Here is a 14,733-nt window from a genome sequence, read left to right as displayed (position 1 = left end):
CTTCGTCATGACGACTCCCACGCACCCCTACGGCCTGTTCGACCTGCACGTCCTGCGCTCCGAGAAGCTCGGCCCGTCCATGGTCCGGATCACCCTCGGCGGCCCCGGCCTGGACGGCTTCGCCTCCGCCGGGCGCGACCAGCGGATCAAGCTGTTCTTCCCGCACCCGCACCAGGACGCGCCCGTCATGCCCGCGAACTGGACGGCCGAGACCTGGTTCGAGGACTGGCGCGCGATGGACCCCGCCGAACGCGGCATCATGCGCTCCTACACCGTCCGCGACCAGCGCCCCGGCGAACTCGACATCGACTTCGCCATGCACACGGACGGCGGCTCCGGCCCCGCCGCCTCGTGGGCGTCCGCGGCCGCGCCGGGCGCCCGCATCTCCGTCCTCGGCCCCACCGGCCCCGACAACGGCGGCTACGACTTCCGCCCGCCCGAGGCGCCCCCGTCGTTCATCGCCGGGGACATCACCGCCCTGCCCGCCATCGCGGGCAACCTCGCCTGGCTGCCCGCCGGCACGCCGACCCGGGTCTTCGTCTCCGTCCCGCACGCCGAGGACCGCCAGGACCTTCCCACCAAGGCCGACGCCGAGATCGCCTGGGTCCCCGACCTCCTCGGCGCCGTCCGCGCCGCCGACGTCCCGGACGGCGCCTACGTGTGGATCGCGGGCGAGTCGGCCACCGTCAAGTCGCTGCGCCGCCACATGGTGAACGAACGCGGCGTCCACCGCCGCTCCGTCACCTTCTGCGGCTACTGGCGGCGCGGCGCCAGCGAGGAGGACCTGCTCGCCGAGTACGACGCCGGCAAGAACCCCTACGGCGAAGAGTGATCAGGGGCGCGGAGCAGTCCGCGCCCCAGCGCCGCCACGACCGCCGCCGTGCGGTCGGAGACGCCGAGCTTGCCGAACGCCCGCAGCAGGTGCGTCTTCACGGTGGCCTCGCCGATGTGCAGGCGCGCGCCGATCTCGGCGTTCGTCAGCCCCCGCGCGACCAGCCCGAGGACCTCCGCCTCCCGCGCCGACAGGACGGGCGGCGGAGCCTCCCGCGCGGGCCGCGCCGCGTCCGGCGGCCGCGGCCCCGGCCGTCCCGCCGCGACGTCGCGGACCGCCGCCGCGAGTTCGGCGAGCGACGCGTCCTTCAGCAGGCAGCCCGCCGCCCCCGCCTCGATGGCCCGCGCGATCTCCGCCCGATCGTCGTACGTCGTCAGCACGAGGATCCCGCGGCCGGGCAGCCGCCGGATCGCGCTCACCCCGTCGCCCGACGGCATCCGCAGATCCATCAGGATCACGTCCGGATCGACCCTCGGCGCCAGCGCGACCGCCTCCTCCCCCGAGGCCGCCTCCCCCGCCACGTCGATGTCCGGTTCCGCCGCCAGCATCCCCCGCAGCCCCTCCCGGACGACCGGATGATCGTCCACGATCAGCACCCGCGGCACGGCACCTCCACCGAAACCTCCGTGCCCGACGGCGAACTCCGCACGTCGAACGTCCCGCCCGACTCCGCCACCCGTCCCCGCATGCTCCGCAACCCGAACCCGTCCCGCACCGTCCCGGGGTCGAACCCGCACCCGTCGTCCGCGACCGTCAGCCGGACCCCCTCCCCGTACTCCAGCGTCACCCGGACGGTCGTCGCCCCCGCGTGCCTCCGCACGTTCGCCAGCGACTCCTGCACCACGCGCAGGAGCGTCACCTCCAGGACGCCCAGCGGGCGCGGGTCCCCGGTGACGTGCAGCCCGACCGGAAGGCCGAAGGCCCGCGCGAGCCGCCGCAGCGCCTCCGGCAGCGACGTCCCGTCCAGCGCGGGCGGCGCCAGCGCGGCCACCAGGCCCCGCGTCTCGGCGAGGTTCTCCTTCGCCGTCCGCGCCGCCGTCTCCAGGTACCGGTTCCCGCCCACCTCCGCCTCGGCGGCCTGCAGCAGCATCAGGATGCCGGTGAACCCCTGGGCGATCGTGTCGTGGATGTCGCGCGCGAGCCGCTCCCGCTCGGCGAGCGCCCCCGCCTCCCGGCTCACCGCCGCCAGCACGTCCCGCGTCCGGTCGAGCTCCCCGATCAGCCGCGCCCGTTCCCGGTTCTGCTCGCCGACCCGTCCGACGAACACCGCGATCAGGGTGCCGGACGCCAGCCCGGCGGCGATGATCACCACGGCCAGCGGCGCGTCCATGCCGGACTCCGCGAGCAGCATCACCGTCGGCCCCGCGCACAGCGCCGCCATCACCGCGAGGCCGCGCCCGGCCCGGTACAGCATGTAGGTCATCGGCGACAGCGCCGCCAGGCCCGTCGCCGCCACCGGTGCCAGCAGCGTCGCCGGGACGAACAGCACGATGAGCGTCGCCGCGAACACCCGGTGGCCCGGCCAGCGCCCGTCCGCCCGCAGCCCCGCCCGTCCCCACCGGGCGTACACGAGGCCCAGCAGCACCAGCAGCCCCACCGCCGCCGCCCGCCGCCCCCGCGGCACGTCCTCCGCGCACGTCAGCACGACCGTGCCGACCAGCACCATCGCGAAATACGCCTCCCACAGGGGATAGGCCCGGTGCCAAACGTCCTCGGCCCGCGCCGCCTCCGGACCGGTCATGCCCGCCACCCCGTCCACCGATCGGTGGATACCACCGTCTCACCTCCCGCAGGAACATCAAGGCATGAACCGCACCGTCCTCATGGCCGCGACGATCGCCTACGGCCTGATCATCGCCCTGCTCGCGATCCTGGACGTCGAGGCCCTCGGCGTCATCGCCGCGGTCGGCGCACTGATCGTCGGCGGCGCCTGGGGCGTCGCCGGCGTCTTCAGCGGCCGACGACCCCAGAACTGACCCACGACCGGACGAGCTGCGCGTGCGACAACGGCACGCGCAGCTCACCGACGTCCCCGTTCACCGTGTAGTCGAGCAGGACCACGTCGCCCATCCCGCGCAACCGCTCGACCAACGCCCCCAGCCGATGCTCCAGCACCCACCGGTACGTCGGCAGGTAGATCTCCCGGCGTGCCCGCTCGTACGGCACCAGTTCGTCCCCGAGCCGATGCCCGAGCACCGGCCCGTACTTCCGCACCGTCCGCTTGATCCCCCGCATCGACGTGATCCGGAACCGCCCCGGATCGGCATCGGCCCCCTCGAACACCTTGAGCCCCTGCCACACGCCCTCGACCGACTCGCTGAACACCCCCGGCATTCCGGGCACGGGAACGCCCCCGTGCGGCCAGAACGGGCTGAACCGCACCCACGGCTCGGGCCCCTTCGACGTCACGTCCAGAATGACCGCGCCCGGAAACTCGGCCTCCAGCGACTTCGCCCCGCGCCGCCGCCCCGCAACCCAGGGCGCCATCCCACGACGATCCCACCCGCCCCCGACAACAAAGCGCCACGCGCTTCTCCCCCGAACACGCTGACGAACGTGCGCGATCGCCGGGGCGAGCGGTTCACGACGCGGGATCCGGTGTCGCACGGAATCGGGCGTCCCGGCCGGCCCGTGCCGAGACGATGGTCTGGGCGGCGGCGAGGGCGGCGAGCGTCCACAAGGGCAGGGTCCAGCCGCCGGTGGTGTCGTAGAGGACGCCGAACAGCAGGGGCCAGGTCGCGGCGAAGAGGTAGGCGATCGCCTGTCCCATCCCGGCCAAGGAGGCGGCCGACCGCTCGTCGGCGGCGCGGAGGCTGAAGAAGGTGAGGGCGAGCAGGAAGGCCGCACCGGCGCCGAGGCCCGTGACGGTGACCCACAGCCAGGCGAGGCCGGGCCACAGGACGAGACCGGCGTAGCCGACGACGAGGATGGCCGAGGCGCCCGCCGCGATCGTCCTCTGGTCGGCCATGCGGCGGATAAGCAGCGGGACGGCCACGTTCATCACGACGCCGAGGAGTTGGTACAGGGACAGCAGCCAGCCCGCGCTCGCCTCGCCCGTGCCGAGGTCTTTCAGGATCGTGGGGTACCAGGTGATGACCGTGTAGAACCCGGCACTGGCCAGAGCCATGAAGGCCGCGACCTCCCAGGCGAGCGGCGAGCGCCACGGGCTGAGCCCGGTCACCGGCGCCGCGGCCGAGTCCGTCCGCGGGGTTTCCCCGCCGGACGGCTCGCGGCGCCGTGCCGCTCGGGGCGCCCATACGCCGAGCGCCACGAGCACCAGACCGGCCCAGACGCCCAGCGCCGAGCGCCAGCCGCCCGGGAGGACGTCCGCCAGCGGGACGGTGACGCCCGAGGCCAGAGCCGCGGCGATGCCGGCGGTGGCGGCGTAGACCCCGGTCATCTGGCCGATGCGGTCGGGGAAGTCCCGGGTGATCACGCTGGGGAGCAGGACGTTGCCGACGGCCACCCCGGCCGCCAGCAGGATCGTCCCGGCCCATAGCAGCGCGGTGACCGGCAGAGATCGCAGCACCACCCCCGCCAGGAGCACGGCGAGGCCGAGCCAGAGCGCCCGGTCGGTGCCCAGGCGCCGGGTGAGCGGGACGACCAGTGGCGAGACCGCGCCGAAGGTGAGCAGCGGCAGCGTGCCGACGATGAAACCGGCCGCACCGGCGGACAGTCCCACGTCGCCGCGGATCGGGTCGAGGACCGGCCCGATGGCGCTGATGGCCGTCCGGAGATTGGCGGCGATGACGACGACACCGGCGATCACCAGTACGCGTCGTGCCGTGGTCGCCTCACCGGACATGGTCGTACCGGGACTCGCCGTGCCGCCGGAAACCGTCGAAGTGCTGTGCGTTCATGATCTTCATCGTCGGCGACGACGGCGCTGCCGAAAGCCCCTCAAGCTAGGACCCTTTGGGCTAGGACGATCGGGCGCTCCCCTCACCATATGGACACGCGCGGTTGCTAGGCTGGGCGCAGCGTCGCGTGCCGGTGGCGGACCGCGTCAGGCATGGAGGCGCCGGACCAGGAAGGTGGTCGACATGACCCTTTCCCTGCCCTCTCACCCGTGAGTGAGAGCGAGAAGAACAGGCTGATCGCCTGGAACCGCGAACTGTCGGCCGCGCACGAGCGCTGCGTCGAGCACTGCGTCTCGCGCGTCAGGCGCTGCGCGCCGGGGACGCCGCCGATGCCGCTTCGGCGAGCGGTGACCTGCTGCTCTACTGCAAGGGGTTCTGCGCCGCGCTCGACGGTCACCATGTCGGCGAGGACGCCGGGCTGTTCCCCGAACTGGCCGCGCGCCACCCGGAACTGCGCCCCACGATCGCCAAACTCCAGGAGGACCACGAGCTGATCGCGGCGCTGCTGACGCGGTTCGAACGCGCGTTGTCCTCGGGTGCCGCGCCGAGCGTCCTGACGTCCCATCTGGACGGGCTCGCGGCGATCATGGAATCCCACTTCCGGTTCGAGGAGCGGCGCCTCCTCGGCGCTTTGGCGACGCTGGACCTGGAGGCGGACCCCCGGGAGCTGCTCGGCCCCCTGTGAAGCGCGTCACCGCATGTCCTGCACTCCGGCGATCAGCATGGTCAGGACCGACTCGAACAGCGCGTCCGGAGGTTCGTTCACAGACTCGGACGCGAGGCGCCGCAGGTTCGGCAGCGCCGCGGGTGCCGTTTGCGGCGGCACGCCCGTCCAGGCGGCGGGATCCGGACCGGCCGGTGGCCGGTCGTGCCAGGCGTCCCAGACCTCGGCGAACCCGGCCACCTGGAGCACGGTGATGGACCAGGCACGGTAGGCGTCCTGCGGCGACAGCCCCAGCTCCAGGAAGAAGCCCACCACCGTGTCGTCGGCCCGAAGCAGATCCGGCGAGGCGAACGGGGTGAGGTCCTCGGCGCGGGCCAGCGCCAGCATGCCCGGGTGGGCGCGGTACCAGGCGCGCAGTTCCCGGCAGTAGGTCCGCAGGCTTTCCTGCCACCGGCCGGTGTCGAGCGACGGCCGGGGCCGGTCGCTCTGGCAGACGGCCACCATCTCGCCCAGCAGGTCGCGGCGATCGGAGACGTAGTTGTAGAGGGCGCGCGGCGATACCTGGAGGCGGGCGCCGACGGCGCGCATCGTCACCTCGGCCGGGCTCGCCTCGCCGAGGATCTCCAGGGCCGCCCGGGCGATCCGCTCCCTGGTCAGGGTGGGGCGGCCGCTGCGGAACTCGGGCCGCTTCCGGCTCCTGGCGGCGGGCTCGGCACCGTCTGGTGTGGACACCGGGCCATCGTAGCGAGCACTGAACTTCATACGGTGTTGACTTTAAGGCCGTAATGGAGGTTAGGTGAGCCTTACCGGATTCCAGATCGTTTCGGGAGGTTGGCATGCAGTGGTCGGTGGTTGCCGGGTACGGCGTGGCCTACGGGCTGGCCCTCAGCGTGGCTTTCACCGCCGCGGTGTTCGCCGGGGCCGCCATGAGCAGGGATTTCCTGCTGAACGACTATCCGCCCGCGATCCAGGAACGGTACGGCCGGCCCAAGAGCGTGCGCGGACGGCGGGTGGCCGCGTTGTTCGGCGTGGTCGTCTGGGGTCTCTGCGGGCTTCCGCTGATGATCGCGGCGATGGCGGGGCTCGACGGCGCGCTGGACGACGGCCTGACGTTCCTCCCCGCGGCACTGTGCGCGGCCTTGGTCTTCGCCACGCTGTCGCTCTGGGACCTCGTCGTCTTCGACTGGATCATCTTCGCGGGGCTGCGACCCCGCCTGCTGGCCCTTCCCGGCACCGAGGGGATGGCCGAGTACCGCGACCTCCGCTTCCACCTCGGCGCCGCGATCAAGGGCAGCCCCCTGATCGTCGTCGTCGGCCTGGTCACCGGAAGCATCGCCGCCCTGCTGACCTGACCCTCGCGTACCCGAGGGTCGGCGTCGCGTATTCGGTCCATCAACGACCTGATGCCGTTCGGCAACGGCACGACCACCAGGGCATGCCGGAGAAGGCCGTCGACCGGATTCAGGCGCCGCTGCCCCGGTGGGCCGTCCAAGGCCAGAGCTTGTCGGGGTTGCGTACCGCCCAGATGCTCTTGATCCGATCGCCTTGGACGCCGAACGCCGCCACGGTCACGGTGACGCCGTCGTGCTGGGCCACCAGGCCGGGCTGACCGCTGACCGTCCGCTTCAAGATCGTCAGGTTGGGTGCCCGGCCGGCGATGGCGATGAGGTAGCGGGCGATCTGCTCCGCGCCTTCGATGGGGCGCAGCGCGGCGCCGGCCAGGCCGCCGCCGTCGGCGATCACCGTGGCGTCGGGGTCGAGGAGGCCGACGAGGGCGCCGATGTCCTTGGACTCCCATGCCCGCTTGAACTCTCCGACGAGGACGGCCTGCCGGGCCGTCGGGACCGCGGGGGCCTGCGAGGTGCGGACCCGACGGCGCGCCAAGGAGGCCAGCTTGCGACATGCCGCCGGTGTGCGGCCGACGATGTCGGCCACTTCGGCGAAGGGATACCGGAAGACATCGTGGAGGATGAAGGCGACGCGCTCGGCCGGGGCCATCGACTCGAGAACGACGAGGAACGCCATGTTGACCGACTCGTCGAGAGTGATCCGATCGGCCGGGTCCGCGTCGCCGCGCGTCCGGCCGTCGCCCCACTCCGTACGGTCGGGCAGTGGCTCGGGGATCCATTCGCCCACGTAGTACTCGCGCCGGGAGCGCGCCGAGCCGAGCAGGTCCAGGCAGATGCGCCCGGCGACCTTCGTCAGCCAGGCGCCGGGAGACGCGATGGCCTCCTGTTGCCGCCGGGACATGGCGTACCAGCGAGCGTAGGTCTCTTGTACGACGTCCTCGGCATCGGCCAGGGAGCCGGTGAGCCGGTAAGCGAGGTTGATCAGCTGTCGTCGCTCGCTCATGATCGCGCTCAAGCTCGGATCGTGGCGGCCGTGTCCCGGCCCGGGTGTGGTGGTCACGGTGTCTCGATTTCCTTCGTCGCGTCTGCCCTCACCGGTTCGACGAGACAGCGTGCCGACTTGTGAGGCCGGCGCGTCACAATCCCTCGGGCTGTTTCGTCGGACCGGTAAGGCCCGTACCGGACGCCACAGGCTTCGTTGACGCTCGGAAAGGAAACCTCGCCATGTCCACGCCCGCGATGACGAAGGAGGCCGACCTCACGTTCTTGCGTATCGCGGTCACTCTGCAAACTGTGGTGGTTTTCGTGCAGGCGATCACCGCAGGGCTGTTGTTGTCCTCGCCCGACATCAGGGTGTTGCACAGTGCCGGGTCGTACGGGCTGTTCTTCGTGGTGCTGCTGCATCTGGTCGTCGCGATCTTGATGTGGCGGCGGGGCGGCGGCTCACCCAAGCCCATCCTGTACGCGGGCGGGTTCTTCGCGCTCACGCTGGGCCAGATAGCGCTGGGCATCGCGCATGTGAAAACTCTGCACGTCCCATTGGGCGTCCTCATGTTCGGCATGAGCGTTCTCCAGGCCGTCTGGATCTGGACCGACCGGCGCGGGCGCACCGCCGCCGCGGCATGACGGCCGACGCGTCGCCTCCGGCCTCACCGGCCGGGCCTCTCCGATCGTTGCTGAAATCGAGAAGGGAAATCCTCGCCATGTCCACCTCCACGACGATCGAGCAGAACGATCCCCGATCGCGTCTGCCCGACCCCGCGCAGTACTTTCCCGAGATCGCGGCGATCGCGGTAGCGATGTCCAAGGCCACCCGGAACGGCACGGTTCCGCCGACCACCATCGGCCTGGTGCAGTTGCGCGCCGGACAGATCGTCGGCAGCACGTACCACACCGTCCGGCAAACCGGCCTTCTCCGCAAGGCCGGGGAGACGGAGGAACGCATCACCGCCGTGGCGTCATGGCGGGACGCCACCTACTTCACCGGCGCCGAACGGGTCGCGCTGGAGCTCGTCGAGGCCGTCCTCACCCCGAACCCGTCCGGGGAGCGCGTCTCCGACGAGCTGTACGCCGAAGCCTCCGCCCACTATGACGACAAGCGCTCTGGACCCTCACCATCGCGATCAGCCAGATCTGCTTCTTCATCCCCGTCGCCCTCATCGCCAGGCCGATCCCCGGTAAGCCTCCCGGCAAGAACTACGTCCAGTAGCTCAGGCAGCCCCCGCGCGATCCATGTGGACGGACCGTGGCGGGCGTGGCTCGAACGCCGCGGGCTCGCACCGCCCGTCGCCGGGCTGCCCGCCGAGGCGCCCGTCGAGGAGCCGTTCGGTTATCCGTCGCCCACTTCCACTCTCCGCCGGAACGTCGACGCGTCGTGGAGGTGCTCGACGATCCAGTGGGCGACGTTCGCGCGCGTCGCGCCTCCGGCCTTCGTCAGGTGGCCGCCCACGACCGCCCGGTAGTCCGGCGTCGCGGGTCCGTCCTTGAGCATCGGGACGCGCACGATCGTCCAGTCGAGCCCGCTCGCCTCGATCTCGTCCTCCATCCGCGCGAGGTCGAGGTGGACGTCGCGGTACACCCGGTCGACGAGAACCGCGAGACGAGCCGCTGCACCGGCGACAGGTGCGCGGTATCGAGCCCGGCCGAGGACATGGCGAGGAGACGCCGACTGCCCGATCCGCGCACCGCGCCCAGGAGGTTGCGCATCCCCCGCGAGAAGACGGTGACGGCCTTGCGGTCCGGTGTTCCGAGGGCGACGGCGACGGCGTCCGCTCCGTCGAGGGCCGCGTCGAGGGTGCCGGGGTCGAGGACGTCGGCGGTGACCGTTTCGAGCCGCCGATGCGTCGTCCCGAGACGGCTCGGATCACGGAGGACCGCCCGTACCTCGTAGTCTTGCGCCAGTCCGTGTTCGACGATCAGCCGGCCGGTGCGGCCCGCCGCGCCGACCACGACCAGTTTCCCTCGGCCCGTGCCGTCCATCACGCCGACGCCGCCCCGACGGCGGCCGGTCCCGCGGGCCGCGGCCGGTTCCGTCGCGGACGCTCGCGGGGCAGCAGCACGCTCGCCGCGATCAGCCAGATCAGCCCGCCGAACCGCGCGATGGGCAGCCCGATCCCGGACCAGGCGAGCCCGGCGGGCACCAGCCGCAGGAGCAGCGCCAGAACCGCGACGCCCGCGAGGAGCAGCCCGAACGCCACCACGTGGGCGGGGCCGCCGGTCGCGAACATCAGGTCGGCGAGGGTGCGGGCGAGCACGGGGCTCTGCGGGGAACCCGAGCGGGACGCCGCCCAGCCGAGCACCCCGCACAGCGCCATCGCCACCGCCGACATCACCCCGCCGGCCAGCGCGATCGCGGGCCCCGACCGCCGTCGTCGACCCGAGCCGCGCCCGGCCTCCGGCATCCTGCTTTCCGAGGCGGTTTCTCCTGTCGCGTCAGCGGTCATGCCGGCTCTCCTTCCAGGTGCCGCGCGGGGGCGGTGCCGGGCCGGGGGCCGAACGGGGCGTTCCCGGCGAGCTTGCCGCCGTCGATCGGGAGGGTGGCGCCGGTGACGAACGACGCCGCGTCCGAGCACAGCCACACGGCCGCGTCCGCGACCTCGGCGGGGCGCCCGATCCGGCGCATGGGCATGGCCCGCCCGGCCGCCTCCCGCGCCTGCTCACCGGCGCGCTCGAGCTGCTCGGTGTGGATCGGCCCGGGCGCCAGCGCGTTGATCCGCAGCCCGGTCTCGGCGTAGTCCAGTGCCGCCGACCGGGTCAGCCCGATGAGGCCGAACTTGCTCGACACGTAGCCCGCCAGGCCGCCGACCGCCTGCAGGCCAGCCGTGGAGGCCATGTTCACGATCGCGCCCCCGCCGCCGTCGAGCATCGCCGGGATCTGGTGCTTCATGCACAGGAAGACGCCGCGCAGGTTGACCGCCAGCGCGCTGTCGTAGTCGGCGACGGCGACATCGGCCAGCGGGGTGGGCGGGTGGCCGCCGCCGGCCGCGTTGTTGACCGCGGCGTCCAGCCGCCCGAACTCCCCGACCGCGCGGCGGACGAGCCGTTCGACCGCGTCCGGGTCCGACACGTCGGTCGCACGGCCAGCGCGCGGCCGCCCGCCGCGCCGATCTCGGCGGCGAGCTCCGACAGCGCGGCGCCGTCCCGGGCGGCCAGGACGACGGCCGCCCCGGCCTCGTGCAGCGCCCGGGCGGTGGCCGCGCCGATGCCCCGGCTCGCGCCGGTGACGATGGCGACCCTGCCGTCCAGGGGACGTGCGGTAGTCATGACCTGCTCCTTCTCATCGGATGCCGGTGCTGCTAGAATTCTTTGGACAGACAGTAAATCTAAATTTGGGAGCGGTCAAGGAGATGAGTCCTCGCGAGTACCGGTCCGACAAGCGCCGGGCCGCCGCCGAGGAGACGCGGCGGCGGATCCTGGACGCCGCCCGCGCCCTGCTGGCGGGCGACGCGCCGCCACGCCTGTCGGTGGACGCGGTCGCCAAGGCGGCCGACGTGTCACGCCAGAGCGTCTACAACGCCTTCGGGTCCAAGTCCGGGCTGCTGGAGGCGCTGTTCGACGCGCTGGCCGACCGTGCGGGCATGGGCCTGTCGGACGCCTTCGCCGCGCCCGACGCGGCATCGGCTCTCACCGGGTTCGCCGAAACGTTCTGCGGATTCTGGGCGAGCGACCGGCCGGTTTTGCGCAGGCTCCGCGGGATGGCCGTCCTCGACCGCGACCTGGAGCTCCTGCTGCGCCGCCGCGACGAGATGCGCCGCACCGCCCTGACCGAGCTGCTCCGCCGGCTCGCCGAGACCCCGGACGACGCGACGGTCGACGTGATCTGGCAGCTGACCTCGTTCGAGACCTACGACGCGCTCGCCGCCCGCGATCAGGCCCGCACCACCGACGATCTCGCGCGTATCATCGGGGCCGCCGCCACGGCCGTCCACCGGGCGGGGCCGTCCGCTCCTCGGAGTTGATCCAGTGATCGACACGGAAGCCCCCAGGAAGTCCTCACCGTCGACGCCGAACCCGGCCGCTCGCGTGTTGCGACCGGTCATGCTGGTGATCCTGCCGGCCTGCGGGCTGTTGGCGTTCACCCGCGCGTTCCCGCAGGAAGTCCCTCCCGCGCAACTGCACGCGGATCTGCGCGAGGGAAAGGTGGACCACCTCGAAAAGGAGTCCGGCGAGAACGCGTACTACGACGGCGGTACGGTGCGGTGGTCCAGCGGCCTGCTGACCTGGCATGAGACCCGGGTCACGGGCCGGAGTGGGAGACCGGCGCCCTTCACGGGGTGAAAGTGACACCGGTTCCCGACCCGCATGACGAGCATCCCTGGTGGACGAACCGTCACCCGGCCTACTTCGCCTCGGGCGCTGGCTGCTCTGGTCGGTCATGCTCGCGGTGATGGCGGGCACGGGCGCTCACCGGTACGCCGGCCGCTGGGGCTGGTTCTGGCTGTACACGGTCGGGCTGTCCGGTGTGCTGCTGCACCTGCTCCTGGAACCCCGCCCGCTTTGGACGCGCGGCGGCGGCGACCTCGGTCCGCCCGCGCGACGCCTGAACGGCACCACGGGACTTCTCGCCGCGATCCCCCTCGGCCTCATCACCTTGGGAGCGCTGTTCGGCCTGCGCGCGGTCGTCTCCTGACGGAGATCCGGCTATGCGTCGAGGTCCCACCTCCGGCGATCGCCGCCGCGGCCGGGCAGGGCGGCGCGCAGGATCCGCCGGAACGTCGGGCACTCGGCGTGACGCGGGGCCGGGCAGGCCGCGGCGTGGCGCAGGGAGTCGCGCAGGACGCCGAGTTCGGCGATCTTCCGGTCGAGTTCGTCGGCCTTCTCGCTGAGCACACGCCGGTCGATGTCCGGGCGTCCGTCGGGCGCGAACATGCGGGCGATCTCGTCCAGGGAGAACCCGGCGGCGCGGCCGAGCGCGATCATGGCCAGCCGGTCCAGGACGCCCGGGGCGAACTGGCGGCGCAGGCCGCGCCTGCCGGTCGAGGCGATCAGCCCCTTCTCCTCGTAGTACCGCAGCGTGGAGGCGGGGAGACCGGCGCGTTGCGAGACCTCGGCAATGTCCAGATCGCTCATCTTGACCTCAAGTCGACTTTAAGGAGCAGAGTGTCGGTAATGGATCGCGGAGTCAAGGAGATGAGCATGGACGAGACCGAGCAGTCGACGCACTGGAACAAGACCGCCGGGCAGGCATGGGTCGAAAGCCAGGGGATGGTCGACGAACTGTTCAAGCCCATCGAGGACCTGCTGGTCGAGGCGGTCCCGGCCGGGGGGCGGGTGCTCGACGTCGGCTGCGGGACGGGCGGGACGACCGTGGCCGTGGCGCGGCGTGCGGAAAGCGTGGGGATCGACGTCTCGGAGCCGATGGTCGAGGCGGCGCGGGCGCGCGCGGAGCGGGCGGGCGCGGACGTCCGGTTCGTTCGCGCCGACGCGGAAGAGCACGAGTTCGAGCCGGGTTCCTTCGACACGGTCATGTCGCGCTTCGGCGTCATGTTCTTCGCCGATTCGGTGAAGGCGTTCGCGAACCTGCGGCGCGCCACGGCGGACGGCGGCGCGCTGCGGCTCGTGGTGTGGCGCGGCGCCGAGGACAACCCGTTCATGACGACGGCCGAGCGCGCCGCGGCGCCGCTGCTGCCGGACCTTCCCGAGCGGCGTCCGGACGCGCCCGGGCAGTTCGCGTTCGCCGACGCGGGCAAGGTCCGCGGCATTCTCGAGGAAGCCGGATGGGACGACGTCGACATCCGGCCGGTCGATGTGGAGTGCGTCCTGCCCGGGTCGGCCCTGGACACCTACATCACCCGGTTCGGGCCCGTGGGCCGGCTCCTGCCCGACATCGACGAACGGACGCGCGAGAAGGTCGTCGAGGCGGTGCGGCCCGCGTTCGACCCGTTCGTGCGGGGCGGCGAAGTCCGGTTCGGCGCGGCCGTGTGGCTGGTCACCGCCCGCGCGTCCTGAAACGCGTCACGCCCCGTCCGAACGTGTCGGACGGGGCGTGTTCCCGTGAGCTCCCGCGATTGGACTCGAACCAATAACCTGCCGGTTAACAGCCGGCTGCTCTGCCGATTGAGCTACGCGGGATCGTTTGTCGCCTCGGGGCCTCGGTCCCCGTCGGCGCGTCTAGATTAGCGCATCTCCAGGGTGGTTCGCGCACGGTTAATGGGTGGCGGCGGCGATCGTGGGTATGGGCCGGGCATCATCCGCTCTTACCCGGGGGTTGGAACCACCATGAAGCACCGCATGACGTTCATCGCGGGCGCCGCGATCGGCTATGTCCTCGGGACGAAGGCCGGTCAGGAGCGATACGAGCAGCTCAAGCGGTTCACGCGGCAACTGCAGGAGAACCCGAACGTGCAGGACGCCAAGGGCATGCTGCGGGCCAAGGGCGAGGAGTTCGCCGGGGCCGCGCGGGACAAGGCCGGGAACATGCGCGGCTCGAAGGAGCACGTGCCCGAGCAGCCGGAGCATCACGAGCGTCCGACGGTCTACCCCGGCTGAACGGACGGAACGGTCAGTAGAGGCCCGTCTGGCGGCGCAGGCCTTCGAGGATCTGCTCCGCCTGGGCGCGCAGGCCCGGGTCGTCCGGGTCCATGCCCGCGTCGAAGACGAACGTCCAGCGGACGTCGCCGCCGGTGGCCGGGCGGCGTCCGGCGATGCGGACCCCGCCGCCGCCCGGCAGTTCGGCCCGGTGGCTGACCGCGACGGTCGCGGTGACGCGCTCGCGGATCGTCTCCGGGACGGACCCGGGTTCGGTGAGCCGCACGTGGTGCGCGGCCCGCGAGGTCTCGGTGACGTGCAGCCAGCCGTCCTTCCAGGACGCGCTGTCGATGCGCTCGTACGGGATGCGGACGAACCCGTCCTCGGGGGACGGCAGGTGCAGGGCCGTCGTGGTGGCGACCACGTGCGAACCGCCGCGGGTCGGGGCGTGGGCGAGGGCGCGCTCGCCCCGTTCGAGCGACAGCGCGGTGCGGAGCGCGGCGGGCAGGGAGCCCCGGAGAAGACGCATGCCCCCAAAGTAGGCGATCAGGCGGTGCGCGG

At 72.3% G+C, this 14,733-nt stretch carries 20 protein-coding genes, 1 tRNA gene and 3 pseudogenes; 11 read left to right on the top strand and 13 right to left on the bottom strand.

Annotated features, from left to right (window positions below):
• Positions 1-7 precede the first annotated feature (7 nt).
• Positions 8-832 (top strand): siderophore-interacting protein, encoded by an 825-nt coding sequence (locus BJF79_RS05165; RefSeq protein ID WP_075895248.1) that lies wholly within the window; start codon positions 8-10, stop codon positions 830-832.
• On the opposite strand, the gene BJF79_RS05160 is transcribed toward BJF79_RS05165, so the two are convergent.
• On the bottom strand, positions 817-1,437 hold the full coding sequence (locus tag BJF79_RS05160; RefSeq protein ID WP_075895247.1) for a response regulator transcription factor: 621 nt from the start codon (positions 1,435-1,437) through the stop codon (positions 817-819). The genes BJF79_RS05165 and BJF79_RS05160 overlap by 16 nt on opposite strands.
• Positions 1,422-2,573, bottom strand: coding sequence for a sensor histidine kinase (locus BJF79_RS05155; protein ID WP_075895272.1), 1,152 nt, complete (start codon positions 2,571-2,573; stop codon positions 1,422-1,424). The genes BJF79_RS05160 and BJF79_RS05155 overlap by 16 nt, the downstream gene beginning before the upstream one ends.
• Before the next feature lie 64 nt (positions 2,574-2,637).
• On the opposite strand from BJF79_RS05155, the gene BJF79_RS55105 reads away from it, so the two are divergent.
• On the top strand, positions 2,638-2,808 hold the full coding sequence (locus tag BJF79_RS55105; protein WP_158079089.1) for a hypothetical protein: 171 nt from the start codon (positions 2,638-2,640) through the stop codon (positions 2,806-2,808).
• Here the strand turns inward: BJF79_RS55105 and BJF79_RS05150 are convergent.
• On the bottom strand, positions 2,783-3,319 hold the full coding sequence (locus BJF79_RS05150) for a DUF6939 family protein (protein ID WP_075895246.1): 537 nt from the start codon (positions 3,317-3,319) through the stop codon (positions 2,783-2,785). The genes BJF79_RS55105 and BJF79_RS05150 overlap by 26 nt on opposite strands.
• Before the next feature lie 94 nt (positions 3,320-3,413).
• Entirely contained in the window at positions 3,414-4,637 is a 1,224-nt protein-coding gene (locus tag BJF79_RS05145; protein ID WP_075895245.1) for a CynX/NimT family MFS transporter, read from the bottom strand.
• 296 nt (positions 4,638-4,933) lie between these two features.
• Between BJF79_RS05145 and BJF79_RS05140 the strand changes: the two genes are divergently transcribed.
• Entirely contained in the window at positions 4,934-5,377 is a 444-nt protein-coding gene (locus BJF79_RS05140; RefSeq protein ID WP_316043271.1) for a hemerythrin domain-containing protein, read from the top strand.
• Positions 5,378-5,383: 6 nt separating this feature from the next.
• On the opposite strand, the gene BJF79_RS05135 is transcribed toward BJF79_RS05140, so the two are convergent.
• Positions 5,384-6,088 carry a TetR/AcrR family transcriptional regulator gene (locus BJF79_RS05135; RefSeq protein ID WP_075895244.1) on the bottom strand — a complete coding sequence of 235 codons (705 nt, stop codon included), beginning with the start codon at positions 6,086-6,088 and terminating at the stop codon, positions 5,384-5,386.
• Positions 6,089-6,192: 104 nt separating this feature from the next.
• Here BJF79_RS05135 and BJF79_RS05130 point away from each other — a divergent pair, with 104 nt between their 5' ends.
• Positions 6,193-6,708, top strand: coding sequence for a hypothetical protein (locus BJF79_RS05130; RefSeq protein ID WP_075895243.1), 516 nt, complete (start codon positions 6,193-6,195; stop codon positions 6,706-6,708).
• A 109-nt stretch (positions 6,709-6,817) separates the two neighbouring features.
• On the opposite strand, the gene sigJ is transcribed toward BJF79_RS05130, so the two are convergent.
• Positions 6,818-7,765: an RNA polymerase sigma factor SigJ gene (gene sigJ / locus BJF79_RS05125; protein WP_075895242.1), complete on the bottom strand. Its 948-nt coding sequence runs from the start codon at positions 7,763-7,765 to the stop codon at positions 6,818-6,820.
• 164 nt (positions 7,766-7,929) lie between these two features.
• On the opposite strand from sigJ, the gene BJF79_RS05120 reads away from it, so the two are divergent.
• Together BJF79_RS05120 and BJF79_RS05115 are read left to right on the top strand one after the other, a co-directional pair.
• Positions 7,930-8,331 (top strand): hypothetical protein, encoded by a 402-nt coding sequence (locus BJF79_RS05120; RefSeq protein ID WP_075895241.1) that lies wholly within the window; start codon positions 7,930-7,932, stop codon positions 8,329-8,331.
• On the top strand, positions 8,328-9,167 hold the full coding sequence (locus BJF79_RS05115; protein WP_410050051.1) for a carboxymuconolactone decarboxylase family protein: 840 nt from the start codon (positions 8,328-8,330) through the stop codon (positions 9,165-9,167). Before BJF79_RS05120 ends, BJF79_RS05115 begins: the two co-directional genes overlap by 4 nt.
• On the opposite strand, the pseudogene BJF79_RS66515 reads toward BJF79_RS05115, so the two are convergent.
• The 4 genes and pseudogenes from BJF79_RS66515 to BJF79_RS05095 form a co-directional block, all read right to left on the bottom strand.
• Positions 9,137-9,250 (bottom strand): annotated as a pseudogene (locus BJF79_RS66515) (NAD(P)H-binding protein); the annotation flags it as partial. The gene BJF79_RS05115 and the pseudogene BJF79_RS66515 sit on opposite strands and share 31 nt — an antisense overlap.
• Positions 9,251-9,324: 74 nt before the next feature.
• Positions 9,325-9,684 (bottom strand): annotated as a pseudogene (locus tag BJF79_RS05105) (NAD(P)-dependent oxidoreductase); the annotation flags it as partial.
• Positions 9,684-10,148, bottom strand: a complete 465-nt coding sequence (locus BJF79_RS05100) for a hypothetical protein (protein ID WP_262401553.1) — start codon at positions 10,146-10,148, stop codon at positions 9,684-9,686. The gene BJF79_RS05100 and the pseudogene BJF79_RS05105, both read right to left, overlap by 1 nt.
• Positions 10,145-10,968, bottom strand: a pseudogene (locus tag BJF79_RS05095) (SDR family NAD(P)-dependent oxidoreductase). Before BJF79_RS05095 ends, BJF79_RS05100 begins: the two are co-directional and overlap by 4 nt.
• Before the next feature lie 83 nt (positions 10,969-11,051).
• On the opposite strand from BJF79_RS05095, the gene BJF79_RS05090 reads away from it, so the two are divergent.
• From BJF79_RS05090 to BJF79_RS05080, 3 genes are read left to right on the top strand one after another with little or no spacing between them, the layout of a single operon-like run.
• Complete coding sequence (locus BJF79_RS05090) at positions 11,052-11,663, top strand: TetR/AcrR family transcriptional regulator (protein WP_075895237.1); 612 nt, start codon at positions 11,052-11,054, stop codon at positions 11,661-11,663.
• 4 nt (positions 11,664-11,667) lie between these two features.
• Positions 11,668-11,982, top strand: a complete 315-nt coding sequence (locus tag BJF79_RS05085) for a hypothetical protein (RefSeq protein WP_143219706.1) — start codon at positions 11,668-11,670, stop codon at positions 11,980-11,982.
• Between the two features lie 40 nt (positions 11,983-12,022).
• Positions 12,023-12,334 carry a hypothetical protein gene (locus tag BJF79_RS05080; protein ID WP_075895235.1) on the top strand — a complete coding sequence of 104 codons (312 nt, stop codon included), beginning with the start codon at positions 12,023-12,025 and terminating at the stop codon, positions 12,332-12,334.
• Positions 12,335-12,345: 11 nt separating this feature from the next.
• Here BJF79_RS05080 and BJF79_RS05075 read toward each other — a convergent pair whose 3' ends face one another.
• On the bottom strand, positions 12,346-12,774 hold the full coding sequence (locus BJF79_RS05075) for a helix-turn-helix domain-containing protein (protein ID WP_075895234.1): 429 nt from the start codon (positions 12,772-12,774) through the stop codon (positions 12,346-12,348).
• A 66-nt stretch (positions 12,775-12,840) separates the two neighbouring features.
• Between BJF79_RS05075 and BJF79_RS05070 the strand changes: the two genes are divergently transcribed.
• Positions 12,841-13,653, top strand: coding sequence for a class I SAM-dependent methyltransferase (locus BJF79_RS05070; RefSeq protein WP_262401552.1), 813 nt, complete (start codon positions 12,841-12,843; stop codon positions 13,651-13,653).
• A 50-nt stretch (positions 13,654-13,703) separates the two neighbouring features.
• Here the strand turns inward: BJF79_RS05070 and BJF79_RS05065 are convergent.
• Positions 13,704-13,776: transfer RNA gene (locus BJF79_RS05065), tRNA-Asn, on the bottom strand.
• Positions 13,777-13,923: 147 nt separating this feature from the next.
• Here BJF79_RS05065 and BJF79_RS05060 point away from each other — a divergent pair.
• Positions 13,924-14,193, top strand: coding sequence for a YtxH domain-containing protein (locus BJF79_RS05060; RefSeq protein ID WP_075895233.1), 270 nt, complete (start codon positions 13,924-13,926; stop codon positions 14,191-14,193).
• Positions 14,194-14,206: 13 nt separating this feature from the next.
• Here the strand turns inward: BJF79_RS05060 and BJF79_RS05055 are convergent, their stop codons facing one another.
• Positions 14,207-14,701 carry a hypothetical protein gene (locus BJF79_RS05055; protein WP_075895232.1) on the bottom strand — a complete coding sequence of 165 codons (495 nt, stop codon included), beginning with the start codon at positions 14,699-14,701 and terminating at the stop codon, positions 14,207-14,209.
• Between the last annotated feature and the right edge of the window lie 32 nt (positions 14,702-14,733).

The sequence above is a fragment of the Actinomadura sp. CNU-125 genome (genome assembly GCF_001942465.1).
Taxonomy (GTDB): Bacteria; Actinomycetota; Actinomycetes; order Streptosporangiales; family Streptosporangiaceae; genus Spirillospora.
The sequence above is the reverse complement of the archived record's forward strand: the minus strand, read 5'-3'. Positions and strand labels throughout refer to the sequence as shown.